Here is a 17,871-nt window from a genome sequence, read left to right on the forward strand (position 1 = left end):
AGATTCGTGAAATTACTAGATTTATTATCAAAAGGAATTGTAATAGGTGATGGTGCGGTTGGGACGTTATTGCATTCACATGGCTTGCAAAGTAGCTTTGAAGAATTGAATGTATCTGATCCAGACTTAATTATATCGATTCATAAACAATATGTAGCTGCTGGAGCAGATGTAATTCAAACGAATACGTATGGAGCAAATGAGGCGAAATTACGTATGTACGGCTTAGAAAATCAAGTTACAGAAATTAATAGAGCGGCAGTAAAACTGGCGAAAGCATCTGTTACAGATAAAAATGCAATTTTAGGAACAATTGGTGGTATGAAACATATCGGAGCCGTTACAACGACTGATATGGAAAGGGAGTTTATGCTACTTGAACAGGCAGGGGCTTTACTAGAAGAACAGGTTGATGGATTACTATTAGAAACTTTTTACGATGAATTTGAATTACTTCATGCTGTTAAAGTATTGCGTAAGCAAACGAACATTCCAATTGTTGCTCAATTAGCGTTACATGAAGCAGGTACGACTCAAAATGGAAATGATGTCAATGAAATATTAAAGCAACTTATAGATTACGGTGCAAATGTTGTTGGATTAAATTGTCAACTAGGGCCGCTTCATATGACGGAGGCTTTCAAAATGATATCGATTCCGCAAAATGGCTATTTATCAGCATACCCAAATGCAGGTCTCCCGAATTATGTGGAGGGACGTTACGTATATGAGGGAAGCCCAGCTTATTTTGAGGCGATGACGCCGAGATTTATTGAGCAAGGTATTCGGTTATTAGGTGGTTGTTGTGGTACGACTCCAGAACATATTCAAAGTATGAAGCACGCTGTTGCGAATGTTACACCTGTAATAGAAAAAGACACCATTCAAAGGCCGAAAGTTGTTCATACGCATGAGAAACGTTCGAAGGCTCACGTCACTCTAGCAGAGAAAGCGAAAAAACAAACGACAGTTGTAGTGGAATTAGATCCACCGAAAACGTTAGATACACAGCGGTTTTTTGAAGGAGCAAGAGCTTTAAAAAGAGCGGGAGCAGATGCTATTACTCTAGCAGATAATTCATTAGCATCGCCTCGTATTTCTAATATGGCAATGGGTGCGTTATTAACGAAGCATGATATCCCGGTATTGACACATTTAACGTGTAGGGATCATAACGTCATTGGACTACAATCTCATTTGTTAGGTTTATCGGCGTTAGGGATGGAAGAAGTGTTAGCTTTAACTGGTGATCCAGCGCGCGTTGGTGATTTTCCTGGTGCAACTTCTGTATACGATTTGTCCTCTATTGAGCTCATTAAAATGATTAAAGAAATGAACGATGGACGTTCAATTTTAGGGAAATCAATTGGATCGGCGACAAGGTTTTCTGTAGGCGGCGCATTTAATCCTCACGTGAGGCACTTAAAAGCAGCGGTTAAGCGAATGGAACGAAAAATAGATGCTGGAGCGGAATATTTTTTAACTCAGCCAATTTACGATATCGCGTTAATTGAAGAAGTGTATGAAGCGACAAAGCATTTGGAACAACCTATTTTTATTGGAATTATGCCGTTAGTAAGTAAGCGGAATGCAGATTTTCTTCATTTTGAGGTACCGGGTATTACTCTTCCAGAAGAAATAAGAGAGAGAATGGATGGACACGAAACGAAAGAGGCGGCAATTGAGGAAGGGATTCGCATTTCGCAAGAATTGATCGACGCAGCGATGAAATATTTTAATGGTATTTATCTTATTACACCATTTTTAAAATATGAAATTACAGAACATCTTGTTAAATATGTAAGAGAAAAGCAAGAAGTGAAAGAAGGTATTAATTGATGAAGTGTATAGAAGAAAAATTACAAAATAGCATTTTAATATTAGATGGTGCAATGGGAACAATGATTCAGCAAGAGGATTTAACTGCTGAAGATTTCGGAGGAGAAGAGTACGAGGGCTGTAATGAATATTTAGTAGAAACAAGACCAGACGTTATTTTAAAGATTCATAAAGCTTATATTGAAGCTGGAGCGGATATTATTGAAACAAATACATTTGGGGCAACGAATATTGTACTAAGTGATTATGAGCTGTCTCATTTAGATGAAGAACTAAATGAAAAGGCAGCACTTTTGGCGAAGCAAGCTGTTAAAGAAAGCGGTAAGGAAGTATATGTTGCGGGAGCGATGGGACCAACAACGAAAGCAATTAGTGTTACTGGTGGTGTGACTTTTGAAGAATTGATTGAGGCTTATACAAGGCAGGCACGAGGATTATTAAAGGGAGAAGTTGATGTATTACTCGTTGAGACGAGTCAAGATATGCGTAACGTGAAAGCAGCTTATATTGGAATTCAAGCTGCTTTTGAAGAACTGAAAAAAACGGTTCCTATTATGATTTCAGGAACGATTGAGCCAATGGGAACGACTCTGGCTGGGCAAACAATTGAAGCTTTTTATTTATCAGTAGAACATATGAAACCATTATCTGTTGGGTTAAATTGTGCGACTGGTCCGGAGTTTATGAGGGACCATATTCGTTCACTATCTGATTTATCGGAGTGTTACATTTCTTGTTATCCAAATGCAGGTCTTCCTGATGAAGATGGACATTACCATGAGTCTCCATCTTCTCTCGCTGAAAAGGTGAAGCGATTTGCTGAAGAAGGATGGGTTAATATTATCGGTGGTTGTTGTGGCACGACACCAGAACATATAAAAGCAATGAAAGAAGCACTAGCATCTCTTAAGCCTCGTGACCATCATGAGAGAGAAGGACATGGAATTAGTGGATTAGAGGCACTGCAATATGATGAGTCTATGAGACCGTTATTTGTAGGTGAAAGAACGAATGTTATTGGATCACGTAAATTTAAACGATTAGTAGCAGAAGGGAAATTTGAAGAGGCTGCTGAAGTGGCAAGAGCGCAAGTGAAGAAAAATGCTCATATTATTGATATTTGTATGGCAGATCCTGATCGTGATGAAATAGAAGATATGGAGAAATTTTTGACAGAAGTTACGAAAGTGTTAAAAGTACCGATTATGATTGATTCAACGGATGAAAATGTTATGGCAAGAGCACTTACTTATATTCAAGGAAAAGCTGTTATCAACTCTATTAATTTAGAAGATGGAGAAGAGCGTTTTGAAAAGGTAACACCGCTTCTTCGTAAGTATGGTGCTGCAATTGTAGTTGGTACAATCGATGAAGATGGTATGGCAGTAAGTGCTGAAAGAAAATTAGAAATTGCAAAAAGAAGTTACGAATTATTAACGACGAAATATGGGATACGCCCGTCAGATATTATTTTTGATGCACTTGTGTTTCCAGTAGGGACAGGTGATGAAGAATATATTGGTTCAGCGGCAGCGACTATAGAGGGCATTCGCCTTATTAAAGAAGCGTTACCAGAGTGTTTAACGATTTTAGGTGTAAGTAACATATCATTTGGTTTACCACCGGCTGGACGTGAAGTATTGAATTCCGTCTTTTTATATCATGCTACGAAGGCTGGATTAGATTACGCGATTGTTAATACGGAAAAATTAGAACGCTATGCGTCGATTCCAGAGGAAGAAAAACACCTTGCAGATGCATTACTGTTTGAAACGACGAAAGAGACGTTAGAAGAATTTACAAACTTTTACCGAGTCGCTAAAAAGAAAGATGTCGTTGTGCAAGAAACGTTAACGCTAGATGAACGACTAGCAAATTATATTGTAGAAGGTACGAAACAAGGATTACACGAGGATTTAAGTCTTGCACTTGAAGAAGGAAGAAAACCTCTTGATATTATTAACGGTCCGCTTATGACAGGGATGGATGAGGTAGGACGACTATTTAATAATAATGAACTTATTGTTGCTGAAGTATTGCAAAGTGCCGAAAGTATGAAAGCTGCTGTAAGTTATTTAGAGCCACATATGGAATCTAGCGATAGTGCAAAAAAAGGGAAAGTATTATTAGCAACTGTAAAAGGTGATGTGCATGATATTGGGAAAAATCTCGTTGAAATTATTTTAGCGAATAACGGATATGAGATTATTAATTTAGGAATTAATGTACGTTCGGATCGAATTGTTCAAGAAGTACAAGAAAAGAAGCCGGACATTATAGGCCTTTCAGGTTTATTAGTAAAATCAGCGCAACAAATGGTAACGACTGCTGAAGATTTAAAAGCAGCAAATATTGATGTGCCCATTGTTGTAGGTGGTGCAGCGTTAACGAGAAAGTTTACAGATAATCGAATTTCACCATCATATAAAGGGCTCGTTTGTTATGCGAGTGATGCGATGACGGGGCTCGATATTATTAATAAGCTTCAAAAAGAAGAAGAGCGTGAGAAGATGAAACAGGATAAAAAAGAACGTCATCTTCATATCGTAAAAAAAGAGGAGAAGAAAATAGAAATTCCAACAGTAATTGAGCCATTACCGAAGGCTGAGGTTATGGTGCCTGATTCAACAAAACGAATTGTATTACGTGATATTCCGGCTCTTCATCTCGCTCCATTTTTAAATAGACAAATGCTACTTGGGCATCACCTTGGATTAAAAGGAAATGTGAAGAAGCTTTTGAAAGAGGGAGATAAGAGAGCACATGAATTAAATGATTTAATAGATGAATTATTGCAGGAAGGACAATCTTGGTTAAAGCCGAAAGCAGTGTATCAATTTTTCCCAGCGCAAAGCGACGGACAAAACATTGTAATATATGATCCAGAAAATCATACGCGTGTTATAGAGCGTTTCACATTCCCTAGACAAGGAAAGGCTCCCTATCGTACTTTAGGCGATTATTTGCGCCCAATTGGAGATGAGATGGACTATGTTGCTTTCTTATCTGTTACGGTTGGGGAAGGAGTTCGGGACATTGCTGAAGAGTGGAAGGCGAAAGGTGATTACTTACGTAGTCATGCCATTCAATCGTTAGCGCTTGAATTAGCAGAAGGACTTGCTGAAAAAACACATATGCTCATTCGTGACCGCTGGGGCATTCCAGACTCACCTGAACTGACGATGGAAGAACGTTTCCGTACGAAATATAGAGGAATACGCGTGTCATTTGGTTATCCGGCGTGTCCAGAACTTGCAGATCAAGAAAAGCTATTTCGCTTAATTCATCCAGAGGAAATAGGTATTTCATTAACAGAAGGATTCATGATGGAGCCAGAAGCGTCCGTAACGGCTATGGTATTTTCTCACCCTGAGGCAAGATATTTTAGTGTATTATAGTCTAGAAGGGGGAGACGTATGAAGAAAATAGTCTTTACAGGTGGCGGTTCGGCAGGACATGTAACACCTAATTTAGCCATTATCCCATATTTACAAGAAGACAACTGGGATATCTCTTACATTGGTTCTCATCAAGGTATTGAGAAAACGATTATAGAAAAGGAAGGCATTCCCTACTATAGTATTTCGAGTGGAAAGCTACGTCGTTATTTTGATTTGAAAAATATAAAAGATCCTTTTCTTGTAATAAAGGGTAACTAACTGTTACGATTTATTTAACCAATTATAACGAAAGTTAATTAAATATATCAGTAAGCCCTGCTAGTCAAGTGATTGGCTAGTAGTGAGGGTTAACTGCGGGCAATCCCTAAAGCTGATTGAACTACAACGTGGCTAGAAATGGCGAGCGTGAATGTTGCGAAAGCAGAAAAAATCAATCAGATCGTGCAAGGTTAAATCCTAAACACTAGAACAATGGGTCTTCCGCCTCGAATCATCTAAGTCAAAAGCGATAAGATGAACGTTCAACGACTATCTCGTATAACTGACGAGAGTACATCACAAGCCTATGGTGATGGAAAAATCCTCTATCTCTAAAGAGATAAACATATAGTCTGCGCTCATGTGAAAACATGAGAAGTTCATAAGAGAACTGGCTAAGGAATTGCGCCCTTAGTTGAACGAGATACATTTAATTAAATCTATCAAACCTCATTGAATCTATCGAACGCATGTGCTATTGTGGGTTCAATGAGGTAAGAATAATAATGAAATTTTCACGAGTTAGTCAAGTATCAGAATTAACAGGTTTGCATCCGAGTAGTCTTACGAGAATGCTGGTGGAACACGCTACGATTCAGAAGAACAAATCTTTCATTAAAGGAGTTACATTCTGATGATATTAGCGAAGAAAGTCAGACTGATTCCAACGCCTGAACAAGAAAAAGTGCTTAGAAACCATGCTGGTGCTGCAAGATTCGCTTATAACTATTGTAAAAGAATGAGTGATAGGTATTATAAGCTATTTGGAAAATCTGTTTCACAGTTAGCTTTACAGAAACGATTTACAAAGATCAAGAAGCGAAAGAGATATGAGTGGTTAAATGACATCAACGCACAAGTTCCCAAACAGGCTTCAAAAGATTTTGATACGGCGAGAAAACATTCGTTCAAAAAGTACAAAAATGGTTATCACACTTCTTATAAATCCAAAAAAGATTTAATCCAAGGATTTTATGCCAATTATGAAAGACTGGTTATAGGAAAGAAAGTAGTTCATATTCAGTCTATTGGAGAAGTGAAAACAAGCCAACAACTACCAAGGAATAAAAAACCATCCAATCCAAGAGTTACCTTTGACGGTCGTCACTGGTGGATGAGTGTAGGGTTCCAAGAAGACTTTGAATCACAAGAATTAACCGATGAGTCGATTGGTGTGGATGTTGGTTTAAAAGAGCTTTTTGTAGCTTCTAATGGTACGAAAGAACGAAATATAAACAAAGATGCCAAGGTTAAAAAATTTTTGAAAAGGAAAAAGTCAGCGCAAAGAGATATGTCTAGGAGATTTAAAAAAGGTGTGAAAATTCAATCTGCTGGATATGAAAAAGCGAAAGCTGAGCACCTGCGGTTATCTAGGAAAATTATGAATATCCGAAATAACCATATCCATCAAGCAACAGCTAAATTGGTGAAAACCAAACCAATGAGGATTGTTGTGGAAGACTTATCTATTTCAAACCTGTTAAAAAACAAAAAACTATCGAAAGCATTTTCATTTCAAAAATTAAACTTCTTCTTTCAATGTTTGTCATACAAGTGCGAGAAGTACGGCATTGCGTATGTAAAAGCTGATAAATGGTTCGCTTCAAGCAAGATTTGCTCATGTTGCGGAGTGAAATACGACCATTCAGTTCAACCAGAAGGACAGTGGAGTTTAAAGATTCGTGAATGGCGTTGTGCTTCATGCAATAGCTATCACGATAGGGATGTAAATGCTGCGATAAATTTATCAAGATGGGTAAAATAAATGCTTGATAATAGGAGGTAACGATACTGCCTCGTGTGGAGTGTTATACCCCTCGTCCCTTTGGGGCTGCGAGAACACGATGAAGCACTAACTCGTGTAAATTTGATTGAATTGTATAGATTTAGTTAAGTTTATCGTATCGGTGTTATGGATGCGTATGTAAGGATTCGAAAACTAAAACCAGATGTGATTTTTTCAAAAGGCGGTTTCGTATCTGTACCAGTCGTAATTGGAGGATGGCTAAATAGAGTACCAGTTTTATTACATGAATCTGATATGACGCCAGGACTAGCAAATAAAATTGCGCTTCGTTTTGCTTCGAAAATATTTGTTACATTTGAAGAAGCAGCGAAACATTTACCGAAAGAAAAAGTAATATATACGGGATCTCCTGTACGTGAAGAAGTGCTGAAGGGAAATCGAGAAACAGGTTTAGCATTTTTAGGTTTTTCACGTAAAAAGCCAGTTATTACGATTATGGGAGGTAGCTTGGGCGCGAAAAAAATTAATGATACGGCTCGAGAAGCATTACCAGAACTTCTTAAAAAGTATCAAATTGTTCACCTTTGCGGAAAAGGTAACCTTGATGAAAGTTTACAAAATAAAGAAGGATATAGACAATTTGAATATGTACATGGAGAACTGCCAGATATATTAGCGGTAACAGATTTTGTTATTTCACGCGCGGGTTCCAACGCAATTTTTGAATTTTTAACATTACAAAAGCCGATGGTTTTAATTCCATTATCGAAATTTGCAAGCCGTGGAGATCAAATATTAAATGCAGAGTCCTTTGAAAGGCAAGGGTATGCCTCCGTATTATATGAAGAAGATGTAACTGTAAAATCTCTTATAAAGTATGTCGAAGAATTGAATCAAAATAATGAGAAGTATAAAACAGCACTAAAAAAATATAATGGAAAAGAAGCAATTAAAACAATCATTCAAAATATTTCAGAGGCATGATGAAACAATCATGCCTCTTTTAGTAGGGTGAAAGATTCCAAGAATTGATATTTTTATGTTACAATAAAGTGAAACTTTAATCAGTTGGGGGCATCCTCCATCTAACTTCTTTGCTTTCACTGGAATTTGAGGAGGGGGGTTTACTGCCCTCAAATAGCGGGATAACAAATGGGTTAATAGGGAAATTCCAATTAATGAAGCGTGAAAATACGAATGGATTAGGAGTGACTGTGTTGGAGCTAAGTCTCTATGAAAATACTGCACTTATTATATGCTTTGTGTTGTACGTTGGTAGTGTTATTGTTTATATTTCAAGGAAATTTTCGCAAGAAAGAGAGCTTGAAAAATCAGAGATAACAGCTGAACTAGAAATGTTAGCTGATGAAAGTTATAAAAAACAAAAAATAAAAGAAGACCATGAAGCATCCCATCATTTAAACGCAAATAAGTTTTAAAGATGGGGATTTTTTTTGAAGTTGTTATTTATTATAGCTATAACAAATAACGCTAAAAAGGAGTTTCCCGATACATAATGAAGGAGTGTATATAAATGAATTTTTATATCGCCTCAGGTTTCCAAAATAAACATCTAGTATGTTCCGTAGCAAATGAACTGAAACATGCAGGATGGCACCATACATATGATTGGACCAAAAACGAAAGAGCAGTGAATCAAGAACAATTAAGAGAAATTGGTCAGGCAGAAAAAAATGCTGTAAAAGAAGCGGATGTGTTTTTACTTATATTAGATGGCGGAAACGGGAGCCATACAGAGTTTGGAATGGCGATTGCACTAGAGAAAACGATATATGTATATCATGCAGGAAACCCGCTCCAAACAACGTTCTATCACTTGCCAGAAATAAATATTTTTGAAGGAGATGTAGCTGAGTTTGCATCTTATGTTATGAATCATGTGAAATAATAGTAACTACCTAAAAGGTTATAAAAGTGATCTTTTGGGTACAGTGATGATAAGAAACGTATATAAAGGAGTACATAATATGAAATTAGAAAATGGATGGGAAACGAGCTTTTTAGAAGTCGTACAAAATAGTGAATTTAAGAAAGAGGCACTTCTTAGTCAATTGCTTTGTCAGGATAGTGAAGAAGTAGAAGAGCTTGTGGATGATTACGGCTACGAAGAACTTGTTGAACGTGAACATGATGATGAGTTAGCTGAAATCTTAGGAGAAGAACTTTTTAGTGAGATGGAACGCCAAGTATTCTTATCTTCAAACCCAGAAGAAAAACTTATTGCATTCGTCAATGGATTAGGTTTTCATGTGTTAGATTGGATCGTTCTTCTTGAAACAGAATTTGGCATTGATAGTGCAAACTTTACATCAGATGCTGTAAAGGTGTTAGAAAAGCGTTTCAGACAGTTTCCGTACATAGAGGACAATACAATTTTTGATATGACATTTGGAGAATCGATGGATGTATTAGAATCTGTTACAGGATTACAACTAAAGGAAAAGATGAACATATAATGAAAAAAGAACGTGATTCAATCACGTTCTTTTTTTACATAATAATAATTTTATCATCTAGTTTTGTCTGCCCGGTAAGAAGTGCGTTTAAATATTCCACTTTTCTTATACAAGCTTGTATATGTCTTTCAACCTCTTGTAACTCTGCTTGGTGATGTGTTTCAATTGGATGAATTTGTACGTTGAATTTTTCAAATTGACTACTATATGTTATTTCTGCATAGCCGCTCATAATATCGGTTTCGTTATGAAATAAAAATTGCCTCGTTTTGTCACAGAATGATACATCCTGAAAGCCATATACTTTTAATGCTTCAATTACTTTTTTAATCATTTTTGTATTCATTTTTTTAACCCTCTTTACGAAGTTCTACTTTTATATTATAACATAAAAAATTACATAGAAAGCGCTTCCAAGTGTATTTTATTATAAACTTTACGTTTCAATCACAAAAATGAAACAAAGAAAAAATAATTGTAAAGAAGGAAGGACTCTTTTATTGTTTCGTCATATATATAGAGAAATAGTGCAATGAAAGGAAATTTTCCGAGGTGGAGATCGTATTTCCAATTTGAGCGCAGTAAAAGAGGTGAGAATCTTGAACTTTGATATTGTAGGACAAAAAGCATATATAAAAGATGGACCGCATCGGAACCGAATTGGAATTGTAAAGAAAAACGAGACAAAATTAGCATCGCAGTTTGCTATTGTAATTGGAGAACAAATTATTGATGTAGAGCTAAAGGATATCGTGTTAGTTGGAGTAGACGTAGGACAATTTCATAAATGGTGCGAACAAAATGGTTATTTGTGAAAAGGACGGGCTGTGAGATAATGAAATATATTTGAGGAAAGAGAATATATTATTGTATTCTCTTTTTCTATGTTTAAGGAGGCGAAAATGAAATATAAAGAACAGGAGTTTACGTTGGAGTTAAAAGAGAACATTCAATGTATGGAGAAGGAAATAGAGCGAATGTCACTTAAATTGTATAAAGAGTATTCGCATTTATACATAGAAAAAACATGGAATTAGATATGGGATTTGCAAGAGAAAAAGAGAATCCCTTTGAGGTGGGTTATTATTCAACAGTTGCTATAGCTATATTAGATGAAGAAAAAGAGATGATTAAATTTCACAATATTCCAATTTAGGAATGTGAAAGAATCTTTTTAGGAATGCCAATTCAATCAAACATTTTGGGTAGTAAGAAAGTAGGAGAACTCGCTGATGAATCTTGTTATGAGATTGAGGAAGAGTTAAAAGAGCAATTAGAAGAATACTTGGAGTGATAATTCTCAAGATAAGATTTATAAAGAGGGAACGGAATAAAAAAGACGCTAACAATTGTATGTTAGCGTCTTTTTTTCATTATGAAGCAATTTCACCAGTTTTTGTATCATCTTGATTGTACGTATCTTGATCTAATTCACCAAGCCATTTACTTGAAATAAGACCTGCTGTCATAGAACCACTTACGTTAAGAGCTGTACGACCCATATCGATTAATGGCTCAACCGAGATAACTAGAGCAACAATACCGATTGGTAAGTTCATTGTAGATAGTACGATTAAAGCTGCGAATGTTGCACCGCCACCAACTCCGGCAACACCGAATGAGCTAATAGCAACAACAGCGATTAAAGTTAAAATAAATTGTGGTTGTAATGGATCAATTCCTACAGTTGGAGCGACCATCATTGCAAGCATTGCTGGATAAATACCTGCGCAACCGTTTTGTCCGATAGATACCCCAAATGAAGCTGCGAAGTTTGCAATTCCTTCGGAGATACCAAGCTTTTCTTTTTGAGCTTCAATATTTAATGGCATCGCACCAGCACTAGAGCGAGATGTGAATGCAAAAGTTAGTACAGGGAACACTTTTTTCAAATATTGAATTGGATTTAAACCAGACAATGCAATTAATAATAAGTGAATGATAAACATTACGATAAGTGCTACATAAGAGGCTAACACGAAGTTACCAAGCTTTAAAATAGCATTTATATCGCTACCAGCAACTGTTTTTGCCATAAGAGCTAATACGCCGTATGGAGTAAGGCGTAAAATTAATGTTACCATACGCATTACGATTGCATATACAGCATCAAGCATTTTCTTAAATAGCTCTGCTTGTTCTGGATATTTTCGTTTTACACCTATAAAGGCAATGCCGATAAAGGCTGCAAATATTACGACAGAAATTGTTGATGTTGGACGAGCGCCTGTTAAATCAAGAAACGGATTTGTAGGCAATAGCTCTAATAATTTATCTGGAATTGTTGTCTTTTCAATAGAAGTAAATCTTTCTTCAACTAGTTTCAGACGAGCAGATTCTGCATCACCTTGTTGCAAGCCTGTTGCAGATACATCAAATCCTGCACTTGCAGCGATACCGACAGCTGCAGCGATACCTGTAGTAAGAATTAAAATTCCTATAATAAGACCACTAATTTTACCAAGGTTTTTCGTTAACTGTAATTTTGTAAATGCTGAAATAATAGATACTAAAATAAGTGGCATAACGATCATTTGAAGTAATTTCACATAACCGTTACCAATTAAGCCAAACCAAGTATTTGATTCAATAATTACTTTAGAAGTTGGCTCATAAATGAATTGTAATATAAGACCGAATAAAATTCCGACTCCTAAAGCGGTAAATACACGTTTATTAAAAGATACATGCTTACGTTGCATATAATATAATACGCCAACTAAGATGAGCATGACTGCAACGTTAATTCCGACAAGCAGTGTATTCATGTTGATTCCCCCTAATTCCAATCTGTTATATAGAATATAAGGTAATAAAACCTATAAGTCAACTAGGAAATTCCGGGATTAAAAAAAAGATGGCAAAATGCCATCTTTTAATGTCCAGCCCCAGGGACAAGTAAAAATGTCGTGTAGTATGTAAATCCTATGAAGAAAACAGTTAAATATGCCCCGAATACGTATATATACATACGCTCTGTTAATTTTAAATAGCTTAAAAGTACGAAGAAACCTGTTTGTCCTAAAAATAGTAGTGCAGCCTGTTGCATATCTCCTACGTAAAACATAACCGAGAAAATTCCAGTCCAAAAGCCGAGAACGCGAAACATGCGATCCATGCTATTTCCCTCCTTTTCTAGAAAAAGTAAAACCTCTTTTCATTATAGTTTATTTTTCTTACTATTGTAAATATTCGTTCATATAAAAAGAAGCCAATTATTATTGGCTTCTTTTTATATGATAAATTAAATTGTTAGTTTATAATTACAAGATTTACATCCATCTAATAGACTATCATGTCGAGTTAATTCCATGTTAGGGAATAGGATTTCAAAAATGCCTTTCATCATATCTCCGTGCATGTTACAAATTTCAGTTGGATGATGAACAGCAACTTCTTTAAATGGACAATTGTGTACATCATAGAAAATTTTTGTTCCATCTGCACTTAATTCAAATGCAGGTGATAAGCCGGCTGTTGAGAAAGCTTCTTTTGCAATTTGAACTTTTTGCTCTACTGTTAAAGCATCTTCACTCACATTTAAACGTTGCATATGTTGTTGCATTAATTCGGCCCCGAATTGTTTTCCTGTTTCGTATAGCGCTTTTTCACCAGCAGCGCCAAGGCTAAGTAAAGAATTAAATGCGATTCTTGCTAACAATTGATAATCACGGAATGGAAATTGTAATTGGATAACATCTTCAGATAAGACATACAATCTGCTCGGTCGTCCGCCTTTTCCAGTTTTCTTCGTTTCCGATTTTAGCATATGAACATCTTCTAGTTTAGATAAATGTAAACGCGCTACGTTTGGATGAATGTCAAACTCATCTGCAATTTCTTGTACCGTTACGTAACTATGTTTTTGCGAAATATATTTATAAATGTAATAACGAGTTGGGTCAGATAATACACCTGTAATTTTTAAAGCTTGTTCCATGAGGATCTCCACCTTTATCACTTTATCCAAGATAATAACATTATAATACAGATAAACATGAGTATAGGTAATTTCAGACAATAATTCGGAAATTGTTCATAATTTCACAAACATATTTTTCCTTTTTGTTCTAGTCAAAATACAAAATTCAAAATTTTTATTGTGCATGTTTTCATGCTATATACATAGTGAGGAGGGAAAAGTGATGAATGGGATTGAAATTTTTGCGAATACAATTTTAAAAGAAGCGTGTAGGGTACAAGCGTCAGATTTACATATTGTGCCCCGGCAGAAGGATGTAGCGGTGCAACTACGTATAGGAAAAGATTTAATGACGAGACATTGTATTAAAAAGGAGTTTGGAGAAAAACTTGTCTCACATTTTAAATTTTTAGCATCTATGGACATAGGAGAGAAACGGAAGCCACAGAATGGTTCGTTGTATTTGCAAATTGATGGACAAGAAGTGTATTTACGCCTTTCAACACTTCCAACAGTATATCAAGAAAGTCTCGTTATTCGCCTTCATTTACAAGCATCTGTGCAGCCCTTATCACATCTTTCGTTATTTCCAAGTACGGCAGCAAAACTACTCTCGTTTTTACGCTATTCACAGGGGCTACTCGTGTTTACTGGACCGACTGGTTCTGGGAAGACAACGACAATGTATGCATTATTAGAGGTAATTAGAAAAAAGAAAACACGTCGCATCATTACACTTGAAGATCCGGTTGAAAAAAGAAGTGACGATGTATTACAAATTCAAATAAATGAAAAAGCGGGTCTCACATATGAAACAGGATTAAAGGCTATTTTACGTCATGATCCAGATATTATTTTAGTCGGTGAAATCCGTGATGAAGAAACAGCAAAAATAGCTATAAGAGCAAGTTTGACAGGACATTTAGTCATGACAACGTTGCATACGAATGATGCGAAAGGAGCAATCATTCGTTTCATGGATTATGGTATAACGAGGCAAGAGATTGAACAGTCTTTATTGGCTGTAGCTGCACAGCGACTTGTCGAATTGAAGTGTCCGTTTTGCAGAGGAAAGTGCTCAACTTTATGTAAATCAATGAGGCAAGTAAGGCAAGCAAGCATTTATGAGCTGCTATATGGATATGAGTTAAAACAAGCGCTTAAAGAAGCAGATGGAGAATGTGTTACTTACAAACATGAGACTTTAGAATCGTCAATAAGAAAAGGATATGCTTTAGGTTTTTTAGAAGATGATGTTTATGTTTAAGAAAACTTGGAGTTTAAGTGATCAAGTAGTATTGTTGAAACGTTTAGGAGAATTACTAGAAAAAGGCTACTCTCTTTTACAAGCATTAGAATTTTTACAGTTTCAATTACCTGTAGAAAAGAAAGTACAATTGCAGCACATGATTGAGGGGTTAAAAGATGGGAAAAGTCTACACGATTCTTTTCATCAGTTAAAGTTTCATCAGGACATGTTAAGTTATTTATTTTATGCCGAGCGACATGGTGATATTTCTTTTGCTTTGCAACAAGGAAGTGCACTTCTTTATAAGAAAGATAAGTATAGGAGAGACATGATGAAAATCATGCAGTATCCTATGTTTTTAATGTTTTTTCTACTAATCATGCTTTTTATTTTCAACCTCATTTTATTACCTCAGGTTGAAATGGTTTATAGTTCGTTCGGTTCTAATACACCACTACTTACAGAACAAATTTTAAGTGCAATAAAACTGCTGCCTTACATTATTTTAACCGTTATTTTAACTGTTATTATTGGATGTAGTTTGTATATGTTGTATTTTAGGAAACTTCCACATATTAGCCAGGTAAAAATCATGCTTCGTATGCCCCTCATCAAAACATTTCTTATTTTAAAGCATTCACATTATTTTGCTACTCAGTTGAGTGGTTTATTAAATGGTGGACTATCAGTATGCGAAGCTTTAACAATAATGATGGAGCAAAGATATCATCCGTTCTTTCAATATGAAGCGAGCCGGATTGAAAGACAATTAATTGGAGGAGAACGGTTACAATCTATCATTGCTAAAAGTGGGTATTACGAGAAAGAACTTTCTTATGTTATTACGCATGGACAAGCAAACGGCAATTTAGCGATTGAATTAGGTGACTATAGCGATCTTATTATGGAAAAGATGGAACGGAAAATTAAACATATGTTAGTTATCATTCAGCCTATTTTATTTACATGTATTGGAGGAATCGTTGTCCTTATGTATTTAGCGATGATTATGCCAATGTTTCAAATGATAAATTCTATTTAGGGGGCATTTGTATGCGGAATGAGGAAGGATTTACTCTGTTAGAGATGCTATTAGTAATGGTTGTCATAACTATATTATTACTATTAATTATTCCAAATGTAGTTACACAGCGTTCATCGGTCCAAGGAAAAGGGTGTGCAGCTTACGTGAAATCTATAGAAGCACAAATACAAGTATATCAATTACAACATAATAAAATTCCATCGTTAAAAGAACTGACAGATGAAAAGTATATTACAACTGATAAGTGCCCGAATGGCGAATCTATTCATATTTCAGATGATGGCGCAGTATCAATTAGGGCATTGTGAAACAACAGGGGTTTACTTTTTTAGAAATGTTACTCGTTTTATTTGCTATTTCTGTATTAAGTGTAGTTACGTATTTTAGTGTTCATTCCTTATACGAGCGACAAAAAGTTGAACAATTTTTGAGACAGTTTTCAAATGATATTTTGTATATGCAGCAATTAGCGATAAATCGTCAAAAGCACTATACATTACGTTGGCATAAAGATAGAAATATGTATGCTATAAAAGAGTCAGGTACAAAGTATTATATCGTCAAGCGGGAGTATGAAGAAGATATACAAATTGATTTGCATACGTTTCCAAATCCGATGACATATAATCCAAGTGGAAATATTAATAGAGGTGGTACGATTATAATTTCATATCGAAATTATAAATATGAAATTGTATTTCAGCTTGGAAGAGGGAGATTTACGTATCGTGAAATGTCAAAAAGGATCCATAATGGCTGAAATGATTGTATCGTTAAGTATTTTAATGATGGCTGTATCGTTACTACTACCGCAAACAGTATTAGTTATGCAAGAAAGAAAAAATATACAAATTCGTTATAAGGCATCTGGATTATTAAAAAAGGAAGCAATTATATATATGTATGGAAATGAAGAAAAGCGAATAATAGAAAAGAATATAAATGGAATTGTGTATTACACATATTGGGGAGGCAATGAAGTTTGTACCATGTGGAGAGATGTGAAAGACAGAGTGATGGAACAATGCTTTTATGTAGGAGAAAAAATAAATTAGAATTTGGTTTTTCATTAATAGAAATGATTGTATGTCTGTTTCTATTATCAATATTTTTTTTGCTCTTTCCCCGCCTACATTTCATTGAAATGGAAAATAAACAGTCAAAAGGATTAAATGATTGGGAGTGGGATGTATTTTTAGGTCAAATGCAATTGGAGTTTCGTGAAGTATCATCTGGAGAACAGCTAGCATTTGAAAATGGAGAAAGTATTTTACGATTTCGATCGCGTAATGGGAGTGAAGTATCGTATGAAAAAGAGAATAGTCGTCTTATAAGAAAGGTAAATAGGCGCGGGAGGGAAGTTGTTTTACAAAATATTGGAACGGTTTCTTACAAACTAACACCTCATGTACTCATTATAAATGTGAAAGATACTAGCGGAAAAATATATGAAGGTGTAGTTATGCGATATAGTGAAATGGAAATGAATGTATGAGAGGGAAAAATGGGTTTACAATGCCTGGAACACTCATCTTTCTTATTTTATTAACTTCTTTTTTTATATACGAAACAAATATGTTGTTTACAGATAAAAATTTTTATATAGAAATAGAACAAAAGTTTTTACTGGATGAACTACTTAACCGATCTATTACAGATATAAAAAAAGACTTACAGCAAAAAGAAAAAGAAGGTGCATTTTTCTTTCAGTATGAAAAGGGAGAAGTGAGTGGAAATTATATCTTTGAAAATGATTTAATTCTCGTTGCGTTGCAGTGTACACTCAAACAGGAAGCTTTCTATACGGTGAGCTTTCGGTATAGAAAGAAGGATGGAAAAATAGTCGATTGGATAGAAGGATAATATGTAAAAATAAGAAGAAAAACCAGGGATTTCTATTGTAAATTGAATTGATTTTTTAGAAGAAATGGAT

The 17,871-nt window shown here is 35.4% G+C and carries 19 protein-coding genes and 3 pseudogenes; 18 read left to right on the plus strand and 4 right to left on the minus strand.

Features of this window, described 5'->3' with window-relative positions:
• Positions 1 to 6 precede the first annotated feature (6 nt).
• The 9 genes and pseudogenes from ACO6VI_RS08520 (at position 7) to ACO6VI_RS08560 (ending at position 9,722) form a co-directional block, all read left to right on the plus strand.
• Positions 7 to 1,839 carry a bifunctional homocysteine S-methyltransferase/methylenetetrahydrofolate reductase gene (locus ACO6VI_RS08520; RefSeq protein WP_023523019.1) on the plus strand — a complete coding sequence of 611 codons (1,833 nt, stop codon included), beginning with the start codon at positions 7 to 9 and terminating at the stop codon, positions 1,837 to 1,839.
• Entirely contained in the window at positions 1,839 to 5,237 is a 3,399-nt protein-coding gene (metH, locus tag ACO6VI_RS08525) for a methionine synthase (RefSeq protein WP_063548638.1), read from the plus strand. The genes ACO6VI_RS08520 and metH overlap by 1 nt, the downstream gene beginning before the upstream one ends.
• An 18-nt stretch (positions 5,238 to 5,255) precedes the next feature.
• A pseudogene (locus ACO6VI_RS08530) lies at positions 5,256 to 5,492 on the plus strand (glycosyltransferase); the annotation flags it as partial.
• A gap of 512 nt (positions 5,493 to 6,004) precedes the next feature.
• A complete protein-coding gene (locus ACO6VI_RS08535; RefSeq protein WP_000672787.1) occupies positions 6,005 to 6,133 on the plus strand; it encodes a hypothetical protein in 129 nt (42 codons plus the stop codon).
• Positions 6,133 to 7,263, plus strand: coding sequence for an RNA-guided endonuclease InsQ/TnpB family protein (locus tag ACO6VI_RS08540; protein WP_063548636.1), 1,131 nt, complete (start codon positions 6,133 to 6,135; stop codon positions 7,261 to 7,263). Before ACO6VI_RS08535 ends, ACO6VI_RS08540 begins: the two co-directional genes overlap by 1 nt.
• 141 nt (positions 7,264 to 7,404) lie before the next feature.
• Positions 7,405 to 8,229: pseudogene (locus ACO6VI_RS08545) on the plus strand (undecaprenyldiphospho-muramoylpentapeptide beta-N-acetylglucosaminyltransferase); the annotation flags it as partial.
• 194 nt (positions 8,230 to 8,423) lie between these two features.
• Positions 8,424 to 8,684 carry a DUF3966 domain-containing protein gene (locus tag ACO6VI_RS08550; protein WP_000817964.1) on the plus strand — a complete coding sequence of 87 codons (261 nt, stop codon included), beginning with the start codon at positions 8,424 to 8,426 and terminating at the stop codon, positions 8,682 to 8,684.
• A 95-nt stretch (positions 8,685 to 8,779) separates the two neighbouring features.
• Positions 8,780 to 9,154 carry a nucleoside 2-deoxyribosyltransferase gene (locus tag ACO6VI_RS08555; protein ID WP_001012331.1) on the plus strand — a complete coding sequence of 125 codons (375 nt, stop codon included), beginning with the start codon at positions 8,780 to 8,782 and terminating at the stop codon, positions 9,152 to 9,154.
• A gap of 79 nt (positions 9,155 to 9,233) precedes the next feature.
• The gene (locus ACO6VI_RS08560; protein WP_000764263.1) at positions 9,234 to 9,722 is read left to right on the plus strand and encodes a hypothetical protein; all 489 of its coding nucleotides are present in this window, start codon (positions 9,234 to 9,236) and stop codon (positions 9,720 to 9,722) included.
• 34 nt (positions 9,723 to 9,756) lie between these two features.
• Here the strand turns inward: ACO6VI_RS08560 and ACO6VI_RS08565 are convergent, their stop codons facing one another.
• Entirely contained in the window at positions 9,757 to 10,068 is a 312-nt protein-coding gene (locus ACO6VI_RS08565) for a hypothetical protein (RefSeq protein ID WP_001093240.1), read from the minus strand.
• A 253-nt stretch (positions 10,069 to 10,321) separates the two neighbouring features.
• Between ACO6VI_RS08565 and ACO6VI_RS08570 the strand changes: the two genes are divergently transcribed.
• Both ACO6VI_RS08570 and ACO6VI_RS08575 read left to right on the plus strand, forming a co-directional pair.
• Positions 10,322 to 10,537 carry a DUF3912 family protein gene (locus ACO6VI_RS08570; protein ID WP_001008326.1) on the plus strand — a complete coding sequence of 72 codons (216 nt, stop codon included), beginning with the start codon at positions 10,322 to 10,324 and terminating at the stop codon, positions 10,535 to 10,537.
• A gap of 87 nt (positions 10,538 to 10,624) precedes the next feature.
• A pseudogene (locus ACO6VI_RS08575) lies at positions 10,625 to 11,016 on the plus strand (hypothetical protein).
• Between the two features lie 79 nt (positions 11,017 to 11,095).
• Here ACO6VI_RS08575 and ACO6VI_RS08580 read toward each other — a convergent pair.
• The 3 genes from ACO6VI_RS08580 to ACO6VI_RS08590 form a co-directional block, all read right to left on the minus strand.
• Complete coding sequence (locus tag ACO6VI_RS08580) at positions 11,096 to 12,490, minus strand: L-cystine transporter (RefSeq protein ID WP_001094344.1); 1,395 nt, start codon at positions 12,488 to 12,490, stop codon at positions 11,096 to 11,098.
• 107 nt (positions 12,491 to 12,597) lie between these two features.
• Positions 12,598 to 12,840, minus strand: a complete 243-nt coding sequence (locus ACO6VI_RS08585; protein ID WP_000375619.1) for a DUF2626 domain-containing protein — start codon at positions 12,838 to 12,840, stop codon at positions 12,598 to 12,600.
• 126 nt (positions 12,841 to 12,966) lie between these two features.
• Positions 12,967 to 13,662: a helix-turn-helix transcriptional regulator gene (locus tag ACO6VI_RS08590; protein ID WP_000434124.1), complete on the minus strand. Its 696-nt coding sequence runs from the start codon at positions 13,660 to 13,662 to the stop codon at positions 12,967 to 12,969.
• Positions 13,663 to 13,867: 205 nt separating this feature from the next.
• Here ACO6VI_RS08590 and comGA point away from each other — a divergent pair, with 205 nt between their 5' ends.
• From comGA to comGG, 7 genes are read left to right on the plus strand one after another with little or no spacing between them, the layout of a single operon-like run.
• Complete coding sequence (gene comGA, locus ACO6VI_RS08595; protein WP_001013177.1) at positions 13,868 to 14,911, plus strand: competence type IV pilus ATPase ComGA; 1,044 nt, start codon at positions 13,868 to 13,870, stop codon at positions 14,909 to 14,911.
• Positions 14,898 to 15,935 (plus strand): competence type IV pilus assembly protein ComGB, encoded by a 1,038-nt coding sequence (gene comGB / locus ACO6VI_RS08600; RefSeq protein WP_422423247.1) that lies wholly within the window; start codon positions 14,898 to 14,900, stop codon positions 15,933 to 15,935. Before comGA ends, comGB begins: the two co-directional genes overlap by 14 nt.
• Positions 15,936 to 15,946: 11 nt before the next feature.
• Positions 15,947 to 16,246 (plus strand): competence type IV pilus major pilin ComGC, encoded by a 300-nt coding sequence (gene comGC / locus ACO6VI_RS08605; RefSeq protein WP_001243321.1) that lies wholly within the window; start codon positions 15,947 to 15,949, stop codon positions 16,244 to 16,246.
• Entirely contained in the window at positions 16,243 to 16,698 is a 456-nt protein-coding gene (gene comGD / locus ACO6VI_RS08610) for a competence type IV pilus minor pilin ComGD (protein ID WP_002094140.1), read from the plus strand. The genes comGC and comGD overlap by 4 nt, the downstream gene beginning before the upstream one ends.
• On the plus strand, positions 16,691 to 16,993 hold the full coding sequence (locus tag ACO6VI_RS08615; RefSeq protein WP_000829462.1) for a hypothetical protein: 303 nt from the start codon (positions 16,691 to 16,693) through the stop codon (positions 16,991 to 16,993). Before comGD ends, ACO6VI_RS08615 begins: the two co-directional genes overlap by 8 nt.
• Positions 16,963 to 17,433: a competence type IV pilus minor pilin ComGF gene (comGF, locus tag ACO6VI_RS08620; protein WP_000923097.1), complete on the plus strand. Its 471-nt coding sequence runs from the start codon at positions 16,963 to 16,965 to the stop codon at positions 17,431 to 17,433. The genes ACO6VI_RS08615 and comGF overlap by 31 nt, the downstream gene beginning before the upstream one ends.
• On the plus strand, positions 17,430 to 17,801 hold the full coding sequence (gene comGG / locus ACO6VI_RS08625; protein ID WP_001214374.1) for a competence type IV pilus minor pilin ComGG: 372 nt from the start codon (positions 17,430 to 17,432) through the stop codon (positions 17,799 to 17,801). The genes comGF and comGG overlap by 4 nt, the downstream gene beginning before the upstream one ends.
• The last annotated feature ends 70 nt before the right edge of the window (positions 17,802 to 17,871 follow it).

The organism is Bacillus sp. PSXD-155 (assembly GCF_049310765.1).
In the GTDB taxonomy this organism is placed as follows: Bacteria; Bacillota; Bacilli; order Bacillales; family Bacillaceae_G; genus Bacillus_A; species Bacillus_A cereus.